Source organism: Klebsiella scottii (genome assembly GCF_036561945.1).
Lineage (GTDB): Bacteria > Pseudomonadota > Gammaproteobacteria > Enterobacterales > Enterobacteriaceae > Klebsiella > Klebsiella scottii.
Genome location: NZ_JARXNI010000018.1, coordinates 69338 through 94644 on the forward strand (window position 1 = coordinate 69338; position 25307 = coordinate 94644).

General features: G+C 60.5%; 18 protein-coding genes. 7 read left to right on the top strand and 11 right to left on the bottom strand.

Features of this window, described 5'->3' with window-relative positions; all coding sequences use genetic code 11:
- Positions 1-5 precede the first annotated feature (5 nt).
- The 3 genes from QFI97_RS02255 to QFI97_RS02265 all read left to right on the top strand — a co-directional run bounded on the left by QFI97_RS02255 (position 6) and on the right by QFI97_RS02265 (position 3418).
- Positions 6-1076 carry an ABC transporter ATP-binding protein gene (locus QFI97_RS02255; protein ID WP_346430509.1) on the top strand — a complete coding sequence of 357 codons (1071 nt, stop codon included), beginning with the start codon at positions 6-8 and terminating at the stop codon, positions 1074-1076.
- A 140-nt stretch (positions 1077-1216) separates the two neighbouring features.
- A complete protein-coding gene (locus tag QFI97_RS02260; RefSeq protein ID WP_346430510.1) occupies positions 1217-2527 on the top strand; it encodes an ABC transporter substrate-binding protein in 1311 nt (436 codons plus the stop codon).
- 132 nt (positions 2528-2659) lie between these two features.
- Entirely contained in the window at positions 2660-3418 is a 759-nt protein-coding gene (locus QFI97_RS02265; protein ID WP_346430511.1) for an IclR family transcriptional regulator, read from the top strand.
- 4 nt (positions 3419-3422) lie between these two features.
- Here QFI97_RS02265 and QFI97_RS02270 read toward each other — a convergent pair whose 3' ends face one another.
- From QFI97_RS02270 to iolD, 9 genes are all read right to left on the bottom strand, one after another.
- Complete coding sequence (locus QFI97_RS02270; RefSeq protein WP_346430512.1) at positions 3423-5042, bottom strand: glycoside hydrolase family 43 protein; 1620 nt, start codon at positions 5040-5042, stop codon at positions 3423-3425.
- Between the two features lie 12 nt (positions 5043-5054).
- Positions 5055-6434 (bottom strand): glycoside-pentoside-hexuronide (GPH):cation symporter, encoded by a 1380-nt coding sequence (locus QFI97_RS02275; protein WP_346430513.1) that lies wholly within the window; start codon positions 6432-6434, stop codon positions 5055-5057.
- 358 nt (positions 6435-6792) lie between these two features.
- Positions 6793-8760, bottom strand: a complete 1968-nt coding sequence (locus QFI97_RS02280) for a YjhG/YagF family D-xylonate dehydratase (protein ID WP_346430514.1) — start codon at positions 8758-8760, stop codon at positions 6793-6795.
- 14 nt (positions 8761-8774) lie between these two features.
- A complete protein-coding gene (locus tag QFI97_RS02285) occupies positions 8775-9683 on the bottom strand; it encodes a dihydrodipicolinate synthase family protein (RefSeq protein WP_346430515.1) in 909 nt (302 codons plus the stop codon).
- 350 nt (positions 9684-10033) lie between these two features.
- Positions 10034-11527, bottom strand: coding sequence for a sugar porter family MFS transporter (locus QFI97_RS02290; RefSeq protein WP_346430516.1), 1494 nt, complete (start codon positions 11525-11527; stop codon positions 10034-10036).
- Between the two features lie 151 nt (positions 11528-11678).
- Complete coding sequence (iolE, locus tag QFI97_RS02295; RefSeq protein WP_095104249.1) at positions 11679-12578, bottom strand: myo-inosose-2 dehydratase; 900 nt, start codon at positions 12576-12578, stop codon at positions 11679-11681.
- Positions 12579-12601: 23 nt separating this feature from the next.
- Complete coding sequence (locus QFI97_RS02300; protein ID WP_095104251.1) at positions 12602-13486, bottom strand: sugar phosphate isomerase/epimerase family protein; 885 nt, start codon at positions 13484-13486, stop codon at positions 12602-12604.
- Positions 13487-13528: 42 nt separating this feature from the next.
- Positions 13529-14542: a bifunctional inositol 2-dehydrogenase/D-chiro-inositol 1-dehydrogenase gene (gene iolG, locus QFI97_RS02305; protein ID WP_346430517.1), complete on the bottom strand. Its 1014-nt coding sequence runs from the start codon at positions 14540-14542 to the stop codon at positions 13529-13531.
- A 48-nt stretch (positions 14543-14590) separates the two neighbouring features.
- On the bottom strand, positions 14591-16531 hold the full coding sequence (gene iolD / locus QFI97_RS02310; protein WP_095104255.1) for a 3D-(3,5/4)-trihydroxycyclohexane-1,2-dione acylhydrolase (decyclizing): 1941 nt from the start codon (positions 16529-16531) through the stop codon (positions 14591-14593).
- 526 nt (positions 16532-17057) lie between these two features.
- On the opposite strand from iolD, the gene QFI97_RS02315 reads away from it, so the two are divergent.
- Both QFI97_RS02315 and QFI97_RS02320 read left to right on the top strand, forming a co-directional pair.
- Positions 17058-18971: a bifunctional 5-dehydro-2-deoxygluconokinase/5-dehydro-2-deoxyphosphogluconate aldolase gene (locus QFI97_RS02315; protein WP_346430518.1), complete on the top strand. Its 1914-nt coding sequence runs from the start codon at positions 17058-17060 to the stop codon at positions 18969-18971.
- Between the two features lie 149 nt (positions 18972-19120).
- Positions 19121-19975 (top strand): MurR/RpiR family transcriptional regulator, encoded by an 855-nt coding sequence (locus QFI97_RS02320; RefSeq protein WP_095104259.1) that lies wholly within the window; start codon positions 19121-19123, stop codon positions 19973-19975.
- A 209-nt stretch (positions 19976-20184) separates the two neighbouring features.
- Here the strand turns inward: QFI97_RS02320 and iolB are convergent, their stop codons facing one another.
- Complete coding sequence (iolB, locus tag QFI97_RS02325) at positions 20185-20994, bottom strand: 5-deoxy-glucuronate isomerase (RefSeq protein ID WP_159237536.1); 810 nt, start codon at positions 20992-20994, stop codon at positions 20185-20187.
- A gap of 18 nt (positions 20995-21012) precedes the next feature.
- On the bottom strand, positions 21013-22518 hold the full coding sequence (locus QFI97_RS02330; protein WP_095104263.1) for a CoA-acylating methylmalonate-semialdehyde dehydrogenase: 1506 nt from the start codon (positions 22516-22518) through the stop codon (positions 21013-21015).
- A 351-nt stretch (positions 22519-22869) separates the two neighbouring features.
- Between QFI97_RS02330 and QFI97_RS02335 the strand changes: the two genes are divergently transcribed.
- The gene (locus QFI97_RS02335) at positions 22870-23691 is read left to right on the top strand and encodes a TIM barrel protein (RefSeq protein ID WP_095104265.1); all 822 of its coding nucleotides are present in this window, start codon (positions 22870-22872) and stop codon (positions 23689-23691) included.
- Positions 23692-23790: 99 nt separating this feature from the next.
- A complete protein-coding gene (locus tag QFI97_RS02340) occupies positions 23791-25293 on the top strand; it encodes a helicase HerA-like C-terminal domain-containing protein (RefSeq protein WP_346430519.1) in 1503 nt (500 codons plus the stop codon).
- Positions 25294-25307: the final 14 nt, after the last annotated feature.

Consider the following 25307-nt stretch of genomic DNA (forward strand, 5'->3'; position numbering starts at 1 on the left):
TCGCCATGCTTAGTTTGCAAAATATCAGTAAACGCTTCGACGGCAAGCCGGCCCTCAGCGCCCTGTCGCTGGATATTCACGAAGGCGAGTTCGTGGTGCTGGTCGGCCCCTCCGGCTGCGGTAAAAGCACCCTGCTGCGCCTGCTGGCCGGGCTCGATCGGGTCAGCGACGGTGAAATCTGGCTGCATGAGCAGAACATCACCGATATGTCGCCGCGCGAGCGTAATTTCGCGATGATCTTCCAGAACTACGCCCTGTTCCCCCACCTGTCGGTGCGCGACAACATCACCTTCGGCATGAAGGTGCGCAAAGAGGAGAAGGCCAGCTGGCAGCCGCGGGTGGATAAAGTCGCGCAGATGCTGCAGCTGGACGCCCTGCTGGATCGCAAACCGGCGAAGCTCTCCGGCGGCCAGCGCCAGCGGGTGGCGATGGCCCGCGCCATCGTACGTAATCCGCGGCTGTTCCTGATGGATGAGCCGCTCTCCAACCTCGACGCGCGCCTGCGCAGCGAGGTGCGCGACAGCATTATGGATCTCCACCAGCAGCTGAAAACCAGCACCATCTACGTCACCCACGACCAGACCGAGGCGATGTCGATGGCCGACCGCATCGTGGTGATGAACGCCGGCCACGTGCAGCAGGTCGGGCGCCCGGAGCACCTCTACGCCCACCCGGCCAACCTGTTCGTCGCCGGGTTTATCGGTTCCCCGGCGATGAACCTGCTGTCGCTGCCCTGCGCCGACGGCGAGGTAAGGCTCGGCGAGCTGCGTCATCCGCTGCCGCCGCGCTATCGCGATGAGTCCCGCGTCTGGCTGGGCATCCGCCCGGAACATATCAGCGATCGCGTGGAAGAGGGCCATCTGCGCCTCTGTGCCACCGTGCTGCAACGAGAACTGATGGGGGCCGACTACCTGCTCCACGTCAGCACCCCCATCGGCACCCTGCGCTTTAGCCGCCGCCATCGCGGCGCGGTGCCGGAGAAAGGCGATTCGCTGATCCTCGGCTTTTCGCCCGGGGATATTCATCTTTTTCATGCTGAGAAACAGCATAATTTAGCGCCCGCTCATCAGGCGTAATTGTTGCAGTCAGTTTGGACACGGACAGCGCGCAAGAATCGGAGCGTACACGGAGTACGTGAGGATTCTGAGCACTGCCCAGGGTCAAACTGGCAAATAAAATAGCCTGAGGACCAGGCGCTTACTCCAGGAGATTGACCATGCTTAAGCCCTTAGCGGCCATCACCGTCAGCCTTAGCCTTGCCCTCTGCGGCACGGCGCTGGCGAAAGAGAAGATCGATTTCATGTTCCCGGCGCCGGTAGACGGCAAGCTGACCATGGAGATGACCCGCGTCATCAAAGCCTTTAACGACTCGCAGCAGGACGTGGAAGTGCGCGGGATCTTTACCGGCAACTACGACACCACCAAGATCAAAGCCGAATCGGCGCAGAAGGCCGGGCAGCCGCCGGCGCTGGTGATTATGTCCGCCAACTTCACCACCGACCTGGCGCTCAAGGATGAGATCCTGCCGATGGACGAGCTGTTTAAATATGGCGACCAGAAGGCCGGAGATTTCCTGGTCAACGAGTTCTGGCCGGCGATGCACAAGAACGCCCAGGTCATGGGCACCACCTACGCCATTCCGTTCCATAACTCGACGCCGATCCTCTACTACAACAAAACCCTGTTCGAGCAGGCCGGGATCAAACAGCCGCCGCAGACCTGGGCCGAGCTGCTGGCGGATGCCAAAAAGCTGACCGATGAGAGCAAAGGCCAGTGGGGCATTATGCTACCGTCCACCAACGACGACTACGGCGGCTGGATCTTCTCGGCGCTGGTGCGCGCCAACGGCGGGAAATACTTTAACGAAGACTATCCTGGCGAAGTCTATTACAACGCCCCGACCACCATCGGCGCCCTGCGCTTCTGGCAGAACCTGGTGTATCAGGACAAGGTGATGCCCTCCGGCGTGCTGAACTCGAAGCAGATCAGCGCGTCGTTCTTCTCCGGCAAGGTCGGGATGGCGATGCTGAGCACCGGCGCGCTGGGCTTTATGCGCGAAAACAGCAAAGATTTCGAACTCGGCGTGGCGATGCTGCCGGCCAAAGAGCAGCGCGCGGTGCCGATCGGCGGCGCCAGCCTGGTGAGCTTTAAAGGCATTTCCGACGAGCAGAAAAAGGCGGCCTATCAGTTCCTGACCTGGCTCGTCAGCCCGCAGGTCAACGGCGAGTGGAGCCGCTTTACCGGCTACTTCTCCCCGCGCAAAGCCGCCTACGATACGCCGGAAATGAAGGCCTATCTGCAGCAGGACCCGCGCGCGGCCATCGCCCTGGAGCAGCTGAAATACGCCCATCCGTGGTACTCCACCTGGGAAACCGTCGCCGTACGTAAGGCGATGGAAAACCAGCTGGCGGCGGTAGTCAACGATGCGAAGGTCACCCCGGAAGCGGCGGCCCAGGCCGCGCAGAAAGAGGCCGATGCCCTGATGAAGCCGTACGTAGATAAAACCGCTCTCGCGGAGATAAAGTAAGCCCCCACCTCGTCGCCCCGACGGCCGCACCGCGCTGAGCGGGGCGACGAGGAGTTTTCACCCCAGCCGTTTGATTTTTCAGCCTAAAAAGGGTACTTTTTCACCCTCTCCCCGCGTGAATGGTCGTATATTATGCCTATTATTCAGTCTGTTGAACGTGCTTTGACGATCCTCGATCTGTTTAACGACCAGGCGAAGGAGCTCAAAATCACCGACATCAGCAAGCAAATGGGCCTGAGCAAAAGCACGCTCCATTCGCTGCTCAAAACTCTGCAGCTGCACGGCTATATCGATCAGAACCCGGAAAACGGCAAATACCGCCTCGGCATGAAGCTGGTGGAGCGCGGCCACTTTGTGGTGGGCTCAATGGATATCCGCCAGAAGGCGAAAAGCTGGCTGACGGAGCTATCCCGAAATACCGGGCAAACCACTCATCTCGGTATTCTCGACGGCCACGAAGGCGTCTATATAGAGAAGATCGAAGGCCGGCTTGCCGCCATCGCCTACTCGCGTATTGGCCGCCGCCTGCCGGTGCACGCCACCGCCATCGGCAAGGTGCTGATTGCCTGGCTGGGCGACGCGGAGCTGAATACCCTGCTCGAAGGCTATCAGTACACGCCCTTCACGCCCACGACTATCACCTCCCGCGAGGCGCTGCTGGAGATATTGGCGCAAACCCGCGCCCAGGGCTACGCCCTGGACAGCGAAGAGAACGAACAGGGCGTACGCTGCGTGGCGGTGCCGGTGTGGAATCATGAATCGCGGGTGATTGCCGCCCTGAGCCTCTCCACGCTCACCTCACGGGTGGACGATGACGAGCTCGCCCACTACCGGCTGCAGCTGGAAGAGGCCGGGCGCCAGCTGTCAAAAGCGCTGGGCTACCCGGCCTGATGGCCTACGCCTCTACCGGCAGGTAGCGGAAGTAGTCAAAATCAGCGTAGCAGCCGTCGCCGCTGATATCCTCGCAGTGCAGGCCGACGAACGCCCCGGTAAAGAACCCGCGGCCGCCGATATAGTCGTCCGACAGTTTCCACGCCGCGTAGTCGATTGGCACCCGGTGCCAGTTCTCGCCGTCAAACGAATAGCTATAGCGGTACACCAGATGGTCAACGTCCACCCGCAGCCACACGCTCTGCGCCTCATCCGGCACCGGGATCGGCTGGTCGTGCAGCGGCCAGGACGGGACGTTGTGGTCGAGCTGCAGCACCTTCAGCGTCCTGCCCCGCCCCTCCTCGAAATCGACAAAACAGTAGCTCCAGTTTTTGGTGTTGTAATAGCAGGTTAACCCCGCGCTCTGCTGGAAGTTCTCCGGCGCAAACTCCATCCGCGTTTCGGCACGGAAGGCAAAGTGCTGCCAGCGCCGCGCCACGGTGGACTGGGTAAAGGTGGAGTTAAGCGAATCGTTGCCGTACAGGCGCAGATAGCCCGGCCGGGCGCTGAGGGAGCCGAGCGTCTGGTCAAAGGGAATACGCAGGGTTTGCAGCTCCGGGTCGAGAGTCGCGCCGTCGAACTCATCGCACCACGCCGACTCTGCCGGCGCCTGGCTTTCCGTCATCTGCGGCCCCGGCACCGTCAGCGCCGCGTGTTTACCGCCTTCGATGACCGGCCAGCCGTCGCGCCAGGCGATGGGCGTAATGCCGGTTTCACGCCCCAGCGAGCAGTAGCCGCGCCCGCCGGATGCCAGCAGCGGTACGCCGGGCAGGCGCTGCGGGCGGCCGGTGAGATACGCCATATACCATTCGCCGGTATGCGTCTCCAGCAGCGAACCGTGGCCGCTTTTCTGCAGCGGGTTCTCCGGCAGATGCCAGCTGCTCATCAGCGTCACCTCAGGAGACAGCTCGTAGGGCCCGTCGATATTTTTCGCCCGCAGCACCACTACCGCGTGCTCGTAGCCGGTGCCGCCCTCCGCCACCAGCAGGTAGTACCAGCCCTCTTTGCGGTACAGGTGCGCCCCTTCGGTATAGCGCAGGTCGGTGCCGGTAAACAGGGTTTTACGCTGCGGCGACAGGGTCCGGGTCTGCGGGAAATACTCCTGCAGGACGATGGTACAGTGCGGATCGCTGTGGTGGCGCGGCCCCCACGGGCGGTAGATGTAGTATTTTCGGCCGTCGCTATCGTGAAACAGCGACGGGTCAAACCCGCCGTTGCCCATCGCAATCGGCTCGCTCCACGGGCCTTCGACGGAGGGGGCGGTCACCAGATAGTTGCGGCCGTTTTTCCACGGCGAGTCGACGATTTTCACATCGGTATACAGCAGCCAGAACAGGCCGTCGGCGTAGCTCAGACACGGCGCCCAGATGCCGCCAGAGTCAGGATTGCCTTTCATATCCAGCATCGACACGCGATCCAGCGGCGTACTGACCAGCGACCAGTTTTTCAAATCCCGCGAGTGGTAAATACGCACGCCCGGAAACCACTCAAAGGTGGAGGTCGCGATGTAGTAATCCTCGCCCTGCCGGCATAGCGACGGGTCGGGGTTGAAACCGGTCAAAATCGGGTTAGTAATCGTGTACATATTGCCTCCCTCTTAATTGGATGCTGCGGCCGCTGCGGCGGGAACGTCTTCATTCTGCGCCGCGCGATGCTTACGTAACTGCTGGCTGATGGCCTCAACGCGCTCATCGCTCAGCTTGTAGAGTGAGAGCATGATGAACATGCCGACGTAGAGCATCACCGGCACCACGCAGAACAGGATTTTAATGGTGGTGAGCACCTCAGCCGGCTGCACGCTGCTGCTGGCGGAGTAGTTCACAAAGGCGAGAACCCAGCCCACCACCGCGCCGCCGATCGCCAGGCCGATCTTCAGGCTGAACAGATAGGTGGAGAACACCAGGCCGTCGAGGCGGCGGCCGCTGCGGCTCTCTTCGTAATCCACCACGTCGGAGGCCATCAGCCACTGCAGCGGCGTGGTGGTGTTAAAGATGAACAGGAAAACGATGTTGAGCGCGAAAATTAGCCCAATCTGTTCGGCAGGGATAAAGAACAGCAGCAGGCTTAACAGCGAATAGATGACGATAATTCCTTTGAAGGCCTTCACCCGATCGAAGCGCCCCAGCAGGCGCGACGAGGCCAGCGAGCCGAACATGGTGGCGATGCTGCCGTACAGCAGAAACTGCATCGCCATCTCCGGGTGATCCATCACGTATTTGACGAAGTAGAGCGTCGCCCCGCCGCGCACCACGTTGGAACAGGTCGCCATCATTTTGAAGGCGCACATGATCCGCCACTGGCTATTGCCGAACAGCAGCCGAAGATCTTTCATCACCGAGGCGCCCGGCTGCACCTCGAAGGTGTAGCGCTCTTTGGTGGTAAAAAAGCAGACGTACAGCAGCGCCACGCCGGTCAGCCCCAGCACGCACATCGCGCCAAAGTAGCCCACCTGCTCGTTGCCCTTGCCGATGATCCCCACCAGCGGCAGCGCGATACCGCTGATCGCCAGCGATCCGGCGGCGGCGAGGAAAAAGCGCCACGACTGCAGCGTGTGGCGCTCTTTCGGATCGGCGGTGATCACCCCCGGCATCGCGCAGTAGGGCACGTTGACGAAGGTATACACCAGCGTCAGCAGGATATAGGTGATGCTGGCATAGATGATTTTACCCTGCGCGGAGAAGTCCGGCGTGTAGAAGGTCAGCATGCAGACAAGGCCAAACGGGATCGCTCCCCACAGCAGGAACGGGCGGAACTGACCGTGGCGGGTGCGGGTGCGATCCACCAGCAGCCCCATCAGCGGATCGGTAACGGCATCCAGCACGCGTGAAACTAAAAACAGCGTTCCCATTACGCCGGCGGAGAGCCCAAAGACGTCGGTATAGAAATAGGCCAACAGGAACATCGTCGCCTGCCAGACAAAGCCGCAGGCGGTGTCGCCCAGCCCGTAGCCAATTTTATCTTTCATGGTCAATTGCATATTTATCCCCAACCCCAGAGAGTGGAATGATGCAAACGTCAGGGGCCTGAAGAGGGCAAAAAAATACCCGCTGCGTCGTCAGGAAAACACCCGTGATGCGTGTGCCTAATTCACGTTTTCGTGTTAACAGAGTGTAATTAGGCGAGCGTTTTTACAACAATGACCATTTTTAATTTATGAATTATGTTTTTTTGTTTTTGTGATTACGGTCGGTATAAAGATGAAACTGAAAAAATATTTTTAGCTTTTATTTTTAATAGCTTATTGAATAATAAAATTCTCAAAAAATAGTCTTTTTAAGGAAACGAAAATTCGCCCGCGGAATATTTTCCGCAGGCTAAAATTAACGCTTATTTATTTATAAACCGAGGGCTTTTTTACCGGCGTTAATAACCTCAATAATTTTATCGGTATCATAAATACAGCCTTTCCAGGTGCCGCCGCTCACCGACTGCAGCGCGGCCCAGAGGCGCGTATCGTCCGGTAAAAAATCATGGGCGTGCAAATCCGGATGCGGCGCTCTCGCCGCCAGCTCCGCGGCGCCCTCCTCCACCGTCAGGCGCGCCTCCGCCGTGCCGATAAAGTTCACGCTGCCGGTCAGGGCAAGACGGTCGACCACGATCTCGATAATGTCGTTATCGCGCAGCCTGCCGATGGGCCCGCCCGCCAGCGCCTCGGGCGCCACGTGGCCAAAACAGGCGCCGGTCGAGACGCCGGAGAAGCGGGCATCGGTGATCAGCGAAACCGTTTTTCCCCACGAAACGTGCTTCAGCGCCGAGGTGAGCTGGTAGGTCTCCTCCATGCCGGTACCGGACGGCCCGCCGCCGATCACCACCATAATATCGCCCCGCTCAATCTCGCCGTTTTTAATGGCCCCGATCGCCCGCGCCTCCGAGACAAATACCCGCGCCCGGCCGGTGTGGCGGTACACGCCGTCGTCGTCCACCACCGACGGGTCAATGGCGGTGGCTTTGATCACCGACCCTTCCGGCGCGATGTTGCCCACCGGGAAGGCCACCGTCGAGGTGAGCCCTTTCGCCCTGGCGCGCTCCGGCGGCAGGATCACGTCATCCGGATCGACGCCGTCCTGCTCCAGCAGGCACTGGCGGAATTTCTGCCGACGCTCCGAGGCCTGCCACCAGTCGAGGTTTTCCCCGACCGTCTGGCCCGTGACCGTCATGGCGTCGAGGTGCAACAGGCCGAGATCGCGCAGATGCAGCATCACCTCCGGCACGCCGCCGGCGAGGAACGCGCGCACCGTCGGATGATAGTCCGGGCCGTTGGGCAGCACGCTGACCAGCCGCGGGACCTTACGGTTGATGCGCGTCCAGTGCTCGACGTCGGGAATGGTGCAGCCCGCCGCGTGGGCAACGGCCGGGATATGCAGCAGCAGATTGGTTGAGCCGCCAAACGCGGCGTGGAGCACCATCGCATTTTCGATGGCCTTATCGGTCAGGATCTCGCGGGTGGTAATGCCGCGATTATCCAGCTCGCTCACCGCCCGCGCCGACTGGCGGGAGATCTCCAGCCATACGTCCTGCCCGGACGGGGCCAGCGCCGAGTGTGGCAACGCCATTCCCAGCGCCTCCGCCACCACCTGCGAGGTGCCGGCGGTGCCTAAAAACTGGCAGCCGCCGCCCGGCGACGCGCAGGCCCGGCAGCCTAATTCCGCCGCTTCCTGCAGCGACAGCTCGTGGTTGGCGTAGCGTGCGCCGATGGTCTGTACTTTTCCGGCATCTTCGCCAAAGGTTGGCGGCAGCGTCGCTCCGCCGGGCACGAGGATCGTCGGCAGATTATGCATCGCCGCCAGCGCGATCATGGTCGCGGGCAGCCCCTTGTCGCAGGTGGCGACGCCGATCACCGCGCGTCGGGTAGGCAGAGAGCGGATCAGGCGGCGAAACACGATCGCCGCGTCGTTGCGATACGGCAGGGAGTCGAACATCCCGTGGGTGCCCTGGGAGCGTCCGTCGCACGGATCGCTGACGAAGGCGGCGAAGGGAATGCCGCCGCTGCGGGTGATCTCTTTTGCCGCCGCCTGCATCTGCAGGCCAATCTCCCAGTGCCCGGTATGGTAGCCCAGCGCGATCGGTCGGCCGTCGCCCGCGCGAATCCCGCCCTGGGTGCCGACGATCAGTACCTCTTTTCCCGTCAGCTTATTGGCGTCCCAGCCCATACCGGCGTTTTGCGTCATGCCGAACAGGTTGCCGCTCGGCGACTCCATCAGCATCTGCGGCGTCAGCGGCAGCGCGCCCTGAGGGCCTGCGGCATGGGTGGTGACCGCATAGAATGCATCGTCCTGCGGGGTGAAAATCTTGTCGATGGTCATCGTTTTTTTCCGTTTCAGCAGAGCTTGAGCCGTTGCAGCAGCGCTTTGAGCTGCGCCTTACCCGCGTCATCCAGCGGCGAGGCCGGCGGCAGCACATGCGTGGACAGCGGCCGGCCGCACAGGACCGTCGCCTCTTTAATCACGTTCACGAACGGCGTATCGAGCTGGTAGATCTGCGGAATTTGCAGCAGCGTCTGATGATAGTGCGCCGCCTGCGCCAGGTCGCCGTCGCGGAAGGCCTGCAGCAGCTTCACCGACAGCTGCGGCGCAAAATTAACGCTGGCCGAGATCGCCCCGTCGCCGCCCAGCAGCAGCGTATTGAACAGGTGATCGTCGTAGCCGCAGAGCACCGAGAAGTTCGGGTGCGCCGATTTTACGGTCAGGATCATGCTGCGCAGGTGGGCAACGGAATCGATGGTGTCCTTGATGCCGACGATATTGCTGCGTGAATCCACCAGCGTTTTGACCAGCGCTGGCGTCAGGTCCTGGCCGCTGAGCGCCGGGAAGTTATACAGGATCACCGGCAGCGTGACGCAGTCCGCCACCTGCTGGTAGTAACGAATCAGGTTCTGTTCCGACACTTTCCAGTAGTAAGGGTTAATCACCACAATGCCGTCAGCTCCCGCCGCCTGCGCATGCTGGCTGAGCTCAATGGTCTCACGCGCATTGGTGCCGCCGGTGCCAATCAGAACCGGTACCCGCCGATCGACGTGGCCGATAGCGAATGCCGCGATCGCCTTACGCTCTTCGGCGTTGAGCTGCGAGAACTCCCCGCCGCTGCCGAGAAAGAACAGGCCGTCAACGCCCGCGGCGATCGTATCGTCGATAAGCGCCGCGAAGCCCTGCTTATCAAGCTGGCCGTCGGCGGTAAAGATGGTGGAAACAGGCGGAATAATTCCTGAGAACTGCACGATCTGCTGCATGAGATCCCCTTGTTGATGCATTTGTTCTACATTATAGAACAGTGTTCGTTTATTTAACGATCATACTATGCTGCGAGGAAAGGCAAGGTAAATGGGGTTGCGGGCGCAGGTGCCCGTTTTTCAGGCTGGATCACATAATGCTGCAACGACGCTGATTCATAGCCCCGGTAAGCGCAGCGGAAGCGGGGAGAATACCAGGACGGTGCCGGCCCGGATTCCCGCCGGGCGCAGCGCCAGCAGGGGAAATCCCCGGAAGCGTTGCACAGCGCCAGTCCAGGCAGCAGGGAGGCGGGCCCACATCCCCGCCAGGCGGCGCGGCGCCTGCGGGGATTTTCCGGGGTAACGCTGACTTAGGCCTTATCCGCCTGGGATTCGGCCCACACCTTACGAGCGGCCTTGCGCTCTTCGCTGGTATCAAGCCGGTCCTGCAGATAGTGCTCAATCTGCTCGAGGCTGCGGTTGCGGGTTTCCGGCACGCATTTAATGACGAACAGCGCGCCAAATACGCCAATTCCGGCGAAGATAAAGAACGTCCCGGAGAGGCCAATCCACGACAGGAGGATCGGGAAGAAGAGCGAAATCAGGAAGTTGGCGATCCACATTGAGAACACCGCCCCGCCCATAAAGATCCCGCGCAGGCGGGTGGGGAAAATCTCCGACAGCAGCAGCCAGGTCACCGGCGACAGAGCGCCCTGTTGGAAGCTCAGGAACAGCAGCATTCCCGCCAGCACCATATAGGCACGCAGCGCGTCCGGCTGGCCGTTGACGGTTTCCGGCAGCAAATAGCTCACCGCGCCGATAAACACCAGGCAGGCGGTACAGCCAAACTGGCCGATCATGGTCATCGTCCGGCGGCCAATTTTACCCAGCATCCAGATGCCGACAAAGGTCATCAATACCGACACCACCCCGTTGGCAATGGTGGCAAACAGCGCGGCGTTATCGCTCATCCCCACCGACGTCAGCACCGTTGGCGCGTAGTACATAATGGTGTTTACGCCGGTAAGCTGCTGAATAACGGCAATACCGATGCCAATCATAAACAGCTTAAACAGCCACGGAGTCATAATTTCGCGGAACCGCGGCTTGCCGAGATTGCGCTGCTCGTCGAGGGTTTCGCTAATCTCCATCAGCTCCCATTCGACGTCCTCTTTGCGGCGGGTGCGCTCCAGAACCCGGCGCGCTTCCGCCAGGCGCCCTTTCATCGCGTACCAGCGCGGTGAATCGGGCATAAACATCATGCCAAACCACAGCAGCACGGCGGGCAGCGTGGCGACCGCCAGCATCCAGCGCCAGGTACTCTCCCCGCCCCACACGGCGTGGAACCCGGCGTTCGAGATATAGGCCAGCAGCTGGCCCGAGACAATCATCAGCTCCTGCAGCGTGACCAGCTGTCCGCGTTTATTCGCCGGCGCCATTTCGGCGATATAGACCGGAACGGTTGCCGCCGCGCCGCCTACCGCCACGCCGAGCACCAGGCGAAAGAAAATCATCCAGTTAACGTCGGGCGCCAGAGCGGTACCGATGGCGCCGACGGCGAAGATAACCGCCAGCCAGAGGATGATTTTCTTTCTACCCGCCGCGCTGGCCATATAGCCGGAAAGCAGCGCGCCGAACGCGGCGCCAAACAGCAATGAGCTGGTCACCAGGCCGGTGGTGAACGGGGTGAGATGCAGCTCATTGCCCATAAACAGCAATGCGCCGGAAATAACGCCGGTATCGTAACCGAACAGCAAACCGCCGAGCGTTGCTATCAGCGCGACGATTTTCACAAACGGCGTGGTCGGGGCATCGCTATTCGGCCCCGAGGCCCTGTTGAGGGTGAGATATTGTTCCTTTGACATAAAAGACTCCAGTAACCTGCCTTGTAGGGGGAGATCCGCTCTGGTCTGAATGCAGAGGCGATGGCCTCACTGACGTGTGTGTATCTGATTAGCGCGTAGCGCCTGGAAAAAGCAGGCCACGCTGCCGCATGGCCTGAAAGGGAAACAACGATTAGATTCCTGCCGTTTCGCGAATATATTTCCGCGCTTTCAGCGCATATTCAAAGGGGTTAGCCAGCGCCGGATCCTGCTCGGCTTCCACCACCATCCAGCCCTTGTAGCCAAAATCATCCAGCAGCTTAAATACCGGACGGAAATCGATCGCGCCGTCGCCAGGGACGGTAAAGGTGCCCTTTTTCACGCCGTCGAGGAATGAAAGCCCGTCGCGACGCACCTGCTCAATCACCGCCGGGCGCACGTCCTTCAGGTGCACATGGTTGATCCGCGGCAGATATTTTTTGAGGATCGCCAGCATCGGCTCTTCGCCGCCTTCGGAGTACCAGGCATGGCCGGTGTCGTACAGCAGGAAGACGCCGTCATCCACCAGCGACATAAATTTATCGATCTCTTCCGTCGTTTGAACGCCGGTGCCCATGTGGTGGTGCAGGCAAACCTGCATCCCTTTTTCAGCGGCCAGACGGCCCAAGGTGTTGTAGCCCTCGGCAACCCGCTGCCACTGCTCTTCGCTAAAGCACGGCTTAGCGTCGGCCAGAATCGGCTTGTCCAGCCCCTGAATGCTGCCGCTCTGCTCGGAGCAGCCGATCACCTTCGCCCCCATCGCATGGAGGAAATTCATATGGTTAACGAATTCATCAATGGTTTTTTCGCGCTGCCCGTCGGCAAAAAAGGTGCTAAACCAGGCGTTACAGATCTGGATGCCGCGGATCGCCAGCATCGGCTGCAGCACCGCCGGATCGCGGGGGTATTTACTGCCGACTTCGCTGCCGCTGAAGCCCGCCAGCGCCATTTCGCTGACGATCTGCTGGAAGGTATTTTCGCCGCCCAGCTCCGGCATATCGTCGTTAGTCCAGCCGATCGGAGCGATGGCCAGTTTGATATTATCTTTGTTCATTAGGTTGCTCCTGCCGCCGCGTCTTAACGACGCAGCAATTCACGTTCGATGAGTTCACGGGTTTCCACTGCCTGGTACTTCATCTTTTCCGGGTAGCCGAACAGGGAGGCGGCCACAATCGGCTCGCCGCCGACTTTGAACGTCCGTTCGGCAAATTTCATCTCGCGCAGCGTGCGGAACAGCGCGTTGAAATCAACGTCCCCTTCGCCGACGCCCACGTGCTGGTGCACGGCGGCATCAACGCCCGGCGGGTTGACGATGTAACGGCAGTGCCTGGTATGGTTGCGGGTATCGGCAATCAGTACGTGGGAGAGATCGCCGCCGGCGTAGCGCAGCATCTTCTCCACGTCGCCTTTCCCTTTGTCATAGAAGAAGGTGTGCGGCACGCTGTACACGTACTTCACGTTTTCGCTGCGGAACGACTTCACGATATCGACGGTTTCATTGTTCTCTTCGCAGAAGTCCCACGGATGCGCCTGGATCTCGACGCGAATGCCTTCGCGTTCAAAGATCGGCAGCAGCTCTTCCATCGAGCGATAGAACATCTCTTCGCAGATTTCCGGCTGGTTGGGATCGCCGGAGAACTCGGTGTTGATCACCTGGACGCCCATCTCCACCGCGACTTCGATCAGCCGCTTCCAGTTTTTTACCGCCGCCTGACGACGCGCTTCATCCGGCCCCGACCAGCGATAAACGCAGATGAATGAAGAGAGCTCAACGCCGGTGTCGCGCAGCGCCTGCTTGTACTCGGCAATCACTTCGCGACCGGCGCGCGGGTGCTTATAAAACGGGTTAATCTGCGGGTGCGGCGACTGCTCAATATAGCGGTAGCCCCACTCCGCCACCTGATGCACCATCGCGCTAATCCCGAGGTCTTTAATCACATCCACATCAAAGGCAATTTTCATCGTCGAGTCCTGTTTGCAGAGGTTCCGGAGACGAGGTCCCGCTTAGCGCTGGTAGAACGCCGGGCATTCCGGCAGCGCGACCGCTACCGGCTCAGCGCTTTCCTGCGCCTGCAGGCAGGCGTCGGCCGCGACGGACGCCGCATAGCCATCCCACGCCGACGGGCCCTGCAGCCTGCCGGCCTGAACGTCGTTGATAAAGGCCTGCAGCTCGACGTCGTAGGCTTTGATAAAGCGATCTTTCCAGTCGGTCAGGATCGGGGTCGACAGATTGGCCGCTTTGCGCATCTGCACCGCCGACGGCTCCGGCAGGCGCGCAATCCCGGTTTCACCCACGACTTCACACTGGATGTCGTAGCCGTACTGGCAGTTGACGAAAACCTCGACGTCGATCAGGGTGCCTTTTTTGGTTTCAAACGAGACGATCTGCGGGTCTTTTAGCCGGGCGTGGGTGTGGGAAGTCGCGCGCGGGAAGCGAACCTGCACCGAGCGATAGTCGTCGTTAAGCAGCCAGCGCAGCACGTCCAGCTCGTGGATCAGGGTGTTGGTGATCGCCATATCGGTGGTGTAGTTCTCGCCGACGCTCTGGTTACGGTGCGCGCACTTCAGCATCAGCGGCGCGCCGATGTCGCCGTCATCAATCACTTTTTTCAGCGCCAGATAGCCTTCATCGTACGGGCGCATAAAGCCGACCTGCACCAGCCGACGGCCGGCTTTTATTTCGGCATCGACAATGCGGCGGCAGCCTTCCGCGCTCATCGCCAGCGGCTTTTCGCAGAATACCGGCTTGCCGGCGGCGATCGCCGCGAGGGTATATTCTTCGTGGGTCGGGTCCCAAGACGTCACCAGGATAGCGTCAACGTCGCTGGCGTTAATCACGTCGTGACCGTCGGTGTAGACTTCGGCGTGAACGCCAGGCAACGCAACCGCCGCCCGCGCGTTGTCGGCATTGATGTCCGAAACGGCCACCACCGTGGCCCCCTGTAATACCTGCGTGCAGCGACGAATATGCTCTTTACCAATGGCACCTGCGCCGATAACGCCTAATCTGAGTGACATAATTGTGTTCTCCCGCGGTTCTGTAGGGTTCAGGGTGGGTGTTCTGTTTTAGTAATCCCGCGCCTCGGCGCGTTTTTCATTTATCTGTTCTGCGACTTTGCGGATCCGTTCGGAGAGCGCCGTCTGGGCCACGCCGACGTTCCACCAGCTGCCGTACTTATGCACCATGGTTTTTGGCAGCACTTTAATATCAATCAGCGTACTGACCGTTTCGCGACGCGCGGCGTCCAGCGCCTGGCGCAGTTCATCAAGGGTGGTGACGCGCCAGGTTTTGCAGCCGTAGCCCGCGGCGATGGTCGCGAAATCGACCGGCACCAGGCCGCCCTGCAGCCGCCCGCTCTCCGCCGAGCGGTAGCGGAACTCGGTGCCGAAGCTGTCCATACCGTGCTCGATCTGCAGGTTGTTAATACAGCCGTTGGCCATGTTGTCGAGCAGCACGATGTTGATCTTGGCGCGCTCCTGTAAAGAGGTGACCAGCTCGGAGTGCAGCATCATGAATGAGCCATCGCCCACCAGCGAATAGACCTCGCTCTGCGGCTGCGCCAGCTTCACCCCCAGCGCGGCATTCACCTCGTAGCCCATGCAGGAGTAGCCGTACTCAACGTGGTAGGTGTTGATCGCCCGGTTGCGCCAGACGCGCTGCAGATCGCCGGGCAGGCTGCCCGCCGCCGCCACGATCACCGCGTCGGAGGCCAGCGTTTCATTCAGCACGCCCAGCACGCTGCACTGCGTTAAGGTTGAATCCGTGATCTGGCGGAATTCGCGGTACACCGCATCGCGATCCAGACGATCGTCAATTTCCGGGACGAAAGACTCCTCCTGCCATACCGCCTGATAGACGCGCTGGGTCTCTTTCAGCTGACGGCTCTGAACGCTGTCGATCTGCGCTCCCCATGCCGCCTGCCAGGACTCGCCTGCCAGCGCGCCGTCCAGCGCGGTAAGCGCTTCGCGGGCATCGGCCAGCAGCGGGATCCCGTCGAGCTTCCAGGCGTCAAAGTTGCTAACGTTGACGTTGAGGAAGCGCACGCCGGGGTGCTGGAAAAGCCATTTTGAGGCGGTGGTGAAATCGCTGAAGCGGGTACCGACGCCAATCACTAAATCAGCTTCTTTCGCCAGCAGGTTGGCCGCGAGGCAGCCGGTTTCGCCCACCCCGCCAACGTTCAGCGGATGGGAAGAGACCACCGAGCCTTTCCCGGCCTGCGTTTCCGCAAAGGGGATGCCGTAGCGTTCGGCAAAGCGGGAGAGCGCCTCGCCAGCGCCGGCGTATTTCACCCCGCCGCCGCAGATAATCAGCGGCTTGCGGCTGGCCTTAATCGCCGCCAGCGCATCCGCCAGCTGCGCGGCGCTGGCCGGGCGACGGTCGAGCCGATGCACGCGTCGGGCAAAGAAAGCGGGCGGATAATCCCAGGCTTCGCCCTGAACATCCTGCGGCAGACAGAGGGTGACGGCGCCGGTCTCTGCCGGGTCGGTCAGGACGCGCATCGCGTTAATGCAGGCGCTCATCAGCTGCTCCGGACGCGTAATACGGTCCCAGTATTTACTCACCGCGCGAAACGCGTCGTTGGTGCTGATGCTCAGGTCATAGCTCTGTTCAACCTGCTGCAGAACGGGGTCAGGCTGGCGGGTAGCAAACACGTCGCCGGGCAGCAGCAGGAGAGGAATACGGTTGGCGGTCGCGGTAGCCGCGGCGGTAATCATGTTGGCGGCGCCGGGCCCTACGGAAGAGGTGCAGGCGATGATCTGCCGGCGCAGAGACTGCCTGGCAAAGCCGGTCGCCGCGTGCGCCATCCCCTGCTCGTTACGCCCCTGGAATACCCGCATTTCGCCACTGTCCTGCTCCAGCGCCTGACCCAGCCCCAGCACGTTGCCGTGGCCGAAGATGGCAAAAATACCTTTAACGAATTTATGCTCTTCGCCATCGACTTCCAGATACTGGTTATCAAGGAACTTCACCAGCGCCTGCGCCATTGTCAGTCTCAGTTTGCCCATGTTGCACAATCCTTATTGTTCAGTATTTGTGTGTGGGTTAGCGCTTTAGCCCCTGCGGCAATACCGGAAAAGGTAGAGGGAAATCGTTAACGGCCACTGGAATACTGTTGGATTATAGGCAAACATTTTTTTCATTAAACATAAATACAGAAAAAATATTTCATTTTGCGAGAAGGATCAAACTCTCAGCGCATTTCATCCGTTTCATCGACATCGGCGCGCAATCCGCCTCCCATCTTACGCCATGCAAAATGCAAATATCCTTTTAAAAATCAGGTATAAAGATGTTTATCATTCGCTATTTTTCACGCGGGAGCAGCCAGCGCTGGCGATCCTTTGTATAATGGGGCCCGGCGCCGCAGAGTGGTAGATCCCTCACACTTTTGGTTTTTTAATTTCGATCCAATTTGCAAATGAAATATTTATTTCTCAAACTAAGGGGAATCGTTCACCCTCAGGCTGTTTGTGGAGACCTCGTCGATATCGACCCTTCCGTACAGCAGACATGCAAAAGGAAACCCTAGCTATGAATGCAGCAGTAAAGCGGCTCGACGTCATCTGTATTGGCCGGGTGGCTGTCGACCTCTATGCCCAGCAGATTGGCGCAAGGCTGGAAGACGTCGCCAGTTTCTCTAAATATCTGGGCGGCTCCTCCGGCAACGTGGCCTTTGGCACCGCCATTCAGGGCTTAAAATCGGCGATGCTTGCCCGCGTGGGTGATGAGCACAATGGCCGCTTTTTACGTGAAACGTTAAGCCGTGCCGGGGTCGATACCGAATATCTGATCACCGACCAGCAGCGTCTCACCGCGCTGGTGATGCTGGGGATTAAAGATCAGGAAACCTTTCCGCTGATTTTTTACCGCGACAACTGCGCCGACATGGCGCTGACGCCGGAAGATATTAAGGAAGAGTACATCGCCTCCTCCCGGGCGCTGGCGATCACCGGTACGCACCTTTCACATGCCAATACCCGCGCAGCGGTGCTGAAAGCGCTGGAGTACGCCCGTCGCCACGGCCTGCGGACGGCGTTGGATATCGACTATCGCCCGGTGCTGTGGGGATTAACCTCGCCCGGCGATGGTGAAACGCGTTTCATTGCTTCCGGTTCAGTCACCCGTCAGCTGCAGGAAGTGCTACATCTGTTCGATTTAGTGGTCGGTACAGAAGAAGAGTTTCATATTGCCGGCGGCAGCACCGATACGCTGACGGCGCTGAAAAACGTCCGCCACGCCACCAAAGCCACCCTGGTGTGCAAGCGCGGTCCGATGGGCTGCGTGGTGCTGGAAGGCGAGATCCCCGACGGCTGGGACAGCGTGCCGCTGCAGCAGGGCGTGCGGGTGGAGGTGCTCAACGTGCTGGGCGCCGGCGATGCCTTTATGTCCGGCCTGTTGCGCGGCTGGCTGAACGACGAGGGCTGGGAGCAGGCCTGCCGCTACGCTAACGCCTGCGGGGCGCTGGTTGTCTCACGCCACGGCTGCGCGCCGGCGATGCCGACCAAGGTTGAGCTGGATGACTATCTGCTGCGCGCGGAATCGGTCCCGCGTCCGGATCTCGACGCGCGGCTGAACCATCTGCATCGGGTGACCAGCCGCCGCCAGCAGTGGCCCGAGCTGTGCATTTTCGCCTTTGACCACCGCAAGCAGCTGGCGGAGCTGGTGCAGGAAACCGGCCGCGATGCGGCCTGCATCCCTCAGCTCAAACTGCTGCTGCTGGCCGCCGCCAAAGCCGCGGCGCAGGAGGCGGGGCTCGATCGGCGCAGCGGTATCCTCGCCGATGGCACCTACGGCCAGCGCGCGCTGAACGCCATTACCGGCAAAGGCTGGTGGATCGGGCGGCCAATCGAGCTGCCGGGTTCGCGCCCGCTGCGTCTTGAGCACGGGAATATCGGCTCTCAGCTGATCGACTGGCCGCTGGAACAGGTGGTTAAGTGCCTGGTCTTCTATCATCCGGCCGACCCGGCGGCGCTGCGCGCCGAGCAGGATGCGCTGCTGCTGGAGGTCTGGCAGGCCTGCAATAAGTCCGGGCACGAGCTGCTGCTGGAAGTGATCCTGCCGGAGAGCGGGCCGGATAAGGACGAGCGCCACTATTACGCCATGCTGGAACATTTTTACCAGCTCGGTATCCAGCCCGACTGGTGGAAGCTGCCGCCGCTCTCCAGCGCGAACTGGGAGAAGATCGCCGCGCTGATCGCACGCGAAGATAGCCTGTGCCGCGGGATCCTGATCCTTGGCCTCGACGCATCCCCCGATCGCCTGCGCGCCGGATTCGCCGAAGCCGCGAATCACCCTATCATCAAAGGCTTTGCCGTCGGCCGCACCATCTTTGGTCAGCCTTCGCGCCGCTGGATGCAGGGTGAGCTTAGCGATGAGGCGTTGATCGATGAGGTGAAACGCAACTACCTGGCGCTTATCGGCTACTGGCGCGAAGCCCGCCGCTAATCCTCTTCAGCCCGCACCTTCCCCCTCCGGAGCGGGCTTTTTCGATTTCTTCGTGAAATGAATCGCGTATTTCATCGCAAAAAATGAAAAATTCGCTTCATTTGGTACACTGGAAGTTATATTTCTTTCATTTCATCAGAGCGCAACTTATGGCCAATAATCCAACCCAACTTACCATCCTGCAGGATGAGATCAGGCGTCGCTACGATACGTTAAGCAAACGCTTAAAACAGGTGGCGCGCTATATTCTGGATAACAGCAATAGCGTGGCTTTCGATACCGTCGCGTCTATCGCCCAGCAGGCCGACGTTCCGCCATCAACCCTGATTCGTTTCGCTAATGCTTTTGGCTTCAGCGGCTTTAACGAAATGAAGCAGATGTTCAGACAGCATCTGATGGAAGAGACCGCCAACTATACCGAGCGCGCGCGCCTGTTCCGCCAGACCACCAACGATGAGAGCTCGCCGCCGGAAACGCCGACCGAAATTCTCAATATGTTTACCATGGTCAATACCCAGGCACTGCAGCAGCTTGCCATGCAGACCTCGGGCGACGATCTTGAGCGCGCGGTGGCCCTGCTGGCGGAAGCGGAGAATATCTACGTTATCGGCCTGCGCCGCTCGTTTAGCGTCGCCTCCTATCTGACCTACGCCCTGCGCCATCTCGATCGTAAGGCCTTCCTGATTGACGGGCTCGGCGGCATGTTTACCGAGCAGCTGAGCCTGGTCGGCCCAAAAGATGTGGTGGTGGCGGTCAGCTTCTCGCCTTACGCCCGCGAAGTGGTTGAGCTGGTTGAGCTGGGCGCTCAGCGCAAGGCGCGGCAAATCGCCATCACCGACAGCCAGGTCAGCCCGCTCGCGGCATTTAGCGACGTCTGCTTCGTAGTGCGCGAAGCCCAGGTTGACGGGTTCCGCTCGCAGGTTGCTTCGCTGTGTCTCGCCCAAACGCTGGCGGTTTCGCTGGCCCTCAACAGCAGCAAAGAGCCGCAGGCCCAGCAGGCCTGATGCCCCGCCTCCCCGGAGGCGGCGCCCGCGCCCGTCCGGGCAACAACGACCGATCCTTCTTCCCTCCCCCGGATTGCGGCGTCAGCGCCTTCTCCGGGCTACTGCCGCACGCCTCGTCGCCCCGCTCAGGCAGCGCGACCGGGAAGGCTTCGGCAAGAAAAAAGGCCGGTTAGAAAATCTAACCGGCCCTGCATAGCGTTCATAGCGTATCAGTCGTGGCGAGGATAGTCGGGACTATTGATCCACGCGTGATCCTCTTCCCAGCTAAACAGCCACCGGCGATCCGGCCCGGCCATCACGTTCAGATAATAGCTGTCATAGCCGGCGATCGCCGCCACCGGATGATAGCCGCGCGGCACCATCACCACGTCGTGGTTGTAAGGCGCCATGCAGGCATCCAGGCTGCGATCATCGGTATAGACGCGCTGGAAGGCAAACCCCTGCGGCGGGTCGAAGCGGTGATAGTAGGTCTCTTCCAGCTGGGTCTCCCGACCCGGCAGCGCGGTATCGTGCTTATGCGACGGCCACGAGCTGGTGGCCCCCTCATCGGTGTAGACCTCGACCACCAGCAGGCAGTCAGCCTGCGCGCTATCCGGCAGAATATTATGCACCCGGCGCTGGTTGCGCCCTTTCCCGCGATGCTCAACGCCAACCTCCTGCGGGCGAATCACCCGCGCCGGGAAGCTCCCCTTACCCGGCGCGCTGCATACCGCCAGCTCCAGATCGGAATCGGCGGTGACCTCGACTTTATCCTGCGGCGGTACGTAGACCGACCACGGCGGCGTGCGCTCAAACGGCGACATCCGCTGGCCGAGGTCCGGGAAATCGGCCTTCGTCGTTTTGACCGATGCCAGCCCGGCGACCAGCACCAGGCACAGCTCGCGCTCGCCGCTTTCCAGCGTCACGCTTTGTCCTTTCTTCAGCATCCAGACGTCAAAGCCGATATAGCGCCAGCCGGCGCTTTGCGGCGTAATATGCTGGATCTGCCCCTCTTTTTGCGATTTAGCCAGTAACGACATGGCGCTCTCCTTCGCCGATTAGCCTAAAGTCGGCATGCTGAATTCAGATACGGTTTGCTGCCCTTCCGGCCAGCGGACGGTGGCGGTTTTCATGCGCGTGTAGAAACGAACGCCGTCCGGCCCGTGTACGTTCAGGGCGCCAAAGACGGAGCGCTTCCAGCCGCCAAAGCTGTGGAACGCCATCGGTACCGGCACCGGCACGTTGACCCCGACCATCCCGGCCTGCACGTCGTGCACGAATTCACGCGCGGTGTGACCGCTGCTGGTAAAGACGGCGCTACCGTTGCCAAACTCGTGGCTGTTCACCAGCTCCAGCGCGCTGTGATAGTCGGCGACGCGCACAATTCCCAGCACCGGCCCGAAAATCTCTTCCCGCCAGATGGTCATCTCCGGCGTCACGTTATCAAACAGCGTCCCGCCGACGTAGTAGCCTTCATCATAACCCGCCACCCGCGGCTTACGGCCGTCGACGACCAGCTTCGCGCCTTCGCTGACGCCCTTATCAATATAGCCCAGCACTTTTTTCTGATGGCTGTCGGAAACCACCGGGCCCATTTCGTTCTCTTCTTTACCGCGCATGCAGCCAGGGCCGACCTTCAGCGCCTGCACCAGCGGCTGCAGGCGCGCAATCAGCTTATCCGCCGTTGCATCGCCAACGGCGACCACCACCGGCAGCGCCATGCAGCGTTCACCCGCCGACCCAAACGCGCCGCCCATAATCGCGTTCACCGTGGCATCCAGGTCCGCATCCGGCATCACGATCGCATGGTTTTTCGCCGCGCCGAACGCCTGCACCCGCTTGCCGTGAGCGCTGGCGGTTTTGTAGATGTGCTCCGCCACGCCGGAAGAGCCCACGAAGCTGACCGCCGCAATCCGCGGATCGGTGTAGAGCTGCCCGGCGTCTTCGTTGCTGCAGTGAATCACGTTAAAGACGCCATCCGGCAGGCCCGCTTCTTTTAGCAGTTCAGCAAGGCGCACCGCAGCGGTAGGCGCCAGCGCGGGAGGCTTGAGGATAAAGCTGTTGCCGCAGGCCAGCGCGAGCGGGAACATCCACATCGGCACCATTGCCGGGAAGTTAAACGGCGTAATCCCCGCCACCACGCCCAGCGGCTGCATCAGGGAATAGCTATCCACGCCGGTACCGACGTCGGAGGAATACTCGCCTTTAATCAGGTGCGGGATCCCGCAGGCAAACTCGACCACTTCCAGGCCGCGGGTCAGCTCGCCCAGCGCATCCGACCACACCTTACCGTGCTCGCTAACGATGATCCCCGCCAGCTCATCGGCATGTTGTTCCAGCAGCATTTTAAAGTTGAACAGCACCCGGGCGCGGCGCAGCGGCGTGGTACGCGACCAGCTTTCAAACGCGTCGCGCGCGACCTGAATGGCGTCAGAGACCTCCTGGGCGGTGGAGAGCGTGACTTCGCGCACCACTTTTCCCGTCGCCGGGTCAAACACCGGCATCGTTTCATTGCTGCTGCTGGTAACGGTCTGCCCGCCAATAAAGTTTCCTGTGATCGTCATGTTCTCGCCTCATGGTGTGGAAGGCCAACGCTGCGGCCCATCTCCGATTTTGCTGTGCTATAACCGTAGTAAAATGAAATGTATATTTCAACATGGATATAAAATGAAATTCTAATTTGGTGATGATGGTCGCAATTTTCAGCAATAACGCTTCTGTTCCGGCAACAAAGCGCGATCGCCCGGCAACAGACGCTGCGGCCTTTTGACCGGACGCGCATCGGCTCTTTAGCGCACGCTATTTTGCGAGGCAGCTCAAATAATCACCATTTCACTCATTGCCAATTTTGAAATAAACGTTTTGACTAGTAGGTAATCGAACGAACCTACTTCATCCTGTTCCCGGAGAGTAAAATGGCTATTGCCCAGCACCGCTTCTGTATTAATCGCAAGATCGCCCCTTCGCTGAATATCGAGTCCTTCTTTCGCCTGGTGCATAGCCTCGGGCTGAACAAAGTCGAGCTGCGCAATGATTTACCCGGCGGAAAGGTGACGGACGACCTCAGCGCCCGCCAGGTGCGCGAACTGGCAGAGCGCTACCACATTGAGATTCTGACCATCAATGCGGTTTATCCCTTCAACTGCCGTACGCCGGAGGTGCGCAGCCTGACCGAATCCCTGCTGAAGGAGGCGCAGGCCGTTGGCGCGAAATCGCTGGTACTCTGCCCGCTCAACGACGGCAGCGCGGTGTCCACCGACGAGACGCTGAGCGCGCTTCGCGAGCTGGCGCCGCTGTTCTCTTTTTACGGCATCCAGGGGCTGGTTGAGCCGCTGGGCTTTCCGCAAAGCTCGCTGCGTTCGGCGGCGCAGGCGCAAACGCTTATTCACGATGCCCGCGTGCCGTTTAAGCTGCTGATCGATACGTTCCACCACCATCTCTACCCGCAGGCGGATGAGGAGTTTAGCCAGCTGGAGATCGACGCCATCGGCCTGGTCCATCTCTCCGGCGTCGAGGATAGCCGCCCGCGCGACCAGCTGACCGACGATGAGCGCATCATGCTGACGCCTGGCGACAGGCTGGAAACCTGCGAGCAGGTCAAAAATCTGGAAGCGCGCGGCTATCGGGGGGTTTACGCCTTCGAGCCGTTTGCGCCGGAGCTGGCGAACTGGCGCGAAGACGACATCCGTCGTGAGGTGGAGCAGAGCATCGCGCTGCTTCAGCAGCGCTGCGCCTGAAGAAAACCGACGCCCGCGCCGGGGTAAAGTGTCGATTCCTCTCACCTCTTTGCGACGAGTCTGCCTATAATCGACGCAGGATAAATGGAGGAATCGACCATGAGCTCACCCCTGCTGATTGCGCGTACGCTGGAAAAACAGCTGCATCTACTTCCCGGAATGGCCAACCGTCACGGCCTGATCACCGGGGCCACCGGTACCGGTAAAACCGTCACCCTGCAAAAGCTGGCGGAGTCATTTTCCGAAATCGGCGTACCGGTATTTATGGCCGACGTGAAAGGCGACCTCACCGGTATTGCCGAGGAGGGCCAGAGCAGCGAAAAGCTGCAGGCGCGGCTGGACAAAATCGGCGTCACCGACTGGCAGCCGCACGCTAACCCGGTGGTGGTGTGGGATATTTTCGGCGAGAAGGGCCACCCGCTTCGCGCCACGGTCTCCGACCTCGGGCCGCTGCTGCTGGCGCGCCTGCTGAACCTCAACGAGGTCCAGTCCGGGGTGCTGAATATCATTTTCCGCATTGCCGACGATCGCGGCCTGCTGCTGCTCGACTTTAAAGATCTGCGCGCCATTACCCAGTACATCGGCGATAACGCGAAAACCTTCCAGAACCAGTACGGCAACATCAGCAGCGCCTCGGTGGGAGCGATCCAGCGCGGCCTGCTGACGCTTGAGCAGCAGGGGGCCGAGCACTTCTTCGGCGAGCCGATGCTGGATATCGCGGACTGGATGCGCGTTGATGCCAACGGCAAAGGGGTGATTAATATCCTCAGCGCCGAAAAGCTGTATCAGATGCCGAAGCTGTACGCGGCCAGCCTGCTGTGGATGCTCTCGGAACTCTACGAGCGCCTGCCGGAAGCCGGCGATCTGGACAAACCGAAGCTGGTCTTTTTCTTCGACGAAGCGCACCTGCTGTTTAACGATGCGCCGCAGGTTTTACTCGATAAAATCGAACAGGTTATCCGCCTGATCCGCTCCAAGGCGGTGGGGGTTTACTTCGTTTCGCAAAACCCGGCGGATATCCCCGACGCGGTGCTCGGCCAGCTGGGTAACCGCGTGCAGCACGCCCTGCGCGCCTTCACGCCGAAGGATCAGAAGGCGGTAAAAACGGCGGCGCAAACCATGCGCGCCAATCCGGCGTTCAGTACCGAACAGGCCATTCAGGAGCTGGGCACCGGCGAGGCGCTGGTTTCGTTCCTCGACGAAAAGGGCAGCCCTTCGGTGGTAGAGCGCGCGATGGTTATCGCCCCCTGCTCGCGGATGGGGCCGGTCACGGACGATGAGCGTAACGGGCTGATTAACCACTCCGCGCTGTACGGAAAATATGAGGAGGAGGTCGATCGCGAGTCGGCGTTTGAAATGCTGCAAAAAGGGGTGCAGGCCACCACCGAGCAGCAGGACGCGCCGCCGGCCAAAGGCCAGCAGAGCAGCGACGACGACGGACTGCTCGGCGGCCTGAAGGATATTCTGTTTGGTACCACCGGCCCACGCGGCGGCAAGCGCGACGGTATTGTGCAAACGGCGGCCAAAAGCGCGGTGCGTCAGGTGACGAATCAGATAGTGAGAGGGATGCTGGGAAGCTTACTCGGCGGGCGAAAACGTTAGGTTAATGTCCCCCT

Excerpts from the sequence above, each read along its gene's own strand:
- QFI97_RS02255 (WP_346430509.1), top strand. The coding sequence starts at position 6 with ATGCTTAGTTTGCAAAATATCAGTAAACGCTTCGACGGCAAGCCGGCC.
- QFI97_RS02260 (WP_346430510.1), top strand. The coding sequence starts at position 1,217 with ATGCTTAAGCCCTTAGCGGCCATCACCGTCAGCCTTAGCCTTGCCCTC.
- QFI97_RS02265 (WP_346430511.1), top strand. The coding sequence starts at position 2,660 with ATGCCTATTATTCAGTCTGTTGAACGTGCTTTGACGATCCTCGATCTG.
- QFI97_RS02270 (WP_346430512.1), bottom strand. The coding sequence starts at position 5,042 with ATGTACACGATTACTAACCCGATTTTGACCGGTTTCAACCCCGACCCG.
- QFI97_RS02275 (WP_346430513.1), bottom strand. The coding sequence starts at position 6,434 with ATGCAATTGACCATGAAAGATAAAATTGGCTACGGGCTGGGCGACACC.
- QFI97_RS02280 (WP_346430514.1), bottom strand. The coding sequence starts at position 8,760 with ATGACCATCGACAAGATTTTCACCCCGCAGGACGATGCATTCTATGCG.
- QFI97_RS02285 (WP_346430515.1), bottom strand. The coding sequence starts at position 9,683 with ATGCAGCAGATCGTGCAGTTCTCAGGAATTATTCCGCCTGTTTCCACC.
- QFI97_RS02290 (WP_346430516.1), bottom strand. The coding sequence starts at position 11,527 with ATGTCAAAGGAACAATATCTCACCCTCAACAGGGCCTCGGGGCCGAAT.
- iolE (WP_095104249.1), bottom strand. The coding sequence starts at position 12,578 with ATGAACAAAGATAATATCAAACTGGCCATCGCTCCGATCGGCTGGACT.
- QFI97_RS02300 (WP_095104251.1), bottom strand. The coding sequence starts at position 13,486 with ATGAAAATTGCCTTTGATGTGGATGTGATTAAAGACCTCGGGATTAGC.
- iolG (WP_346430517.1), bottom strand. The coding sequence starts at position 14,542 with ATGTCACTCAGATTAGGCGTTATCGGCGCAGGTGCCATTGGTAAAGAG.
- iolD (WP_095104255.1), bottom strand. The coding sequence starts at position 16,531 with ATGGGCAAACTGAGACTGACAATGGCGCAGGCGCTGGTGAAGTTCCTT.
- QFI97_RS02315 (WP_346430518.1), top strand. The coding sequence starts at position 17,058 with ATGAATGCAGCAGTAAAGCGGCTCGACGTCATCTGTATTGGCCGGGTG.
- QFI97_RS02320 (WP_095104259.1), top strand. The coding sequence starts at position 19,121 with ATGGCCAATAATCCAACCCAACTTACCATCCTGCAGGATGAGATCAGG.
- iolB (WP_159237536.1), bottom strand. The coding sequence starts at position 20,994 with ATGTCGTTACTGGCTAAATCGCAAAAAGAGGGGCAGATCCAGCATATT.
- QFI97_RS02330 (WP_095104263.1), bottom strand. The coding sequence starts at position 22,518 with ATGACGATCACAGGAAACTTTATTGGCGGGCAGACCGTTACCAGCAGC.
- QFI97_RS02335 (WP_095104265.1), top strand. The coding sequence starts at position 22,870 with ATGGCTATTGCCCAGCACCGCTTCTGTATTAATCGCAAGATCGCCCCT.
- QFI97_RS02340 (WP_346430519.1), top strand. The coding sequence starts at position 23,791 with ATGAGCTCACCCCTGCTGATTGCGCGTACGCTGGAAAAACAGCTGCAT.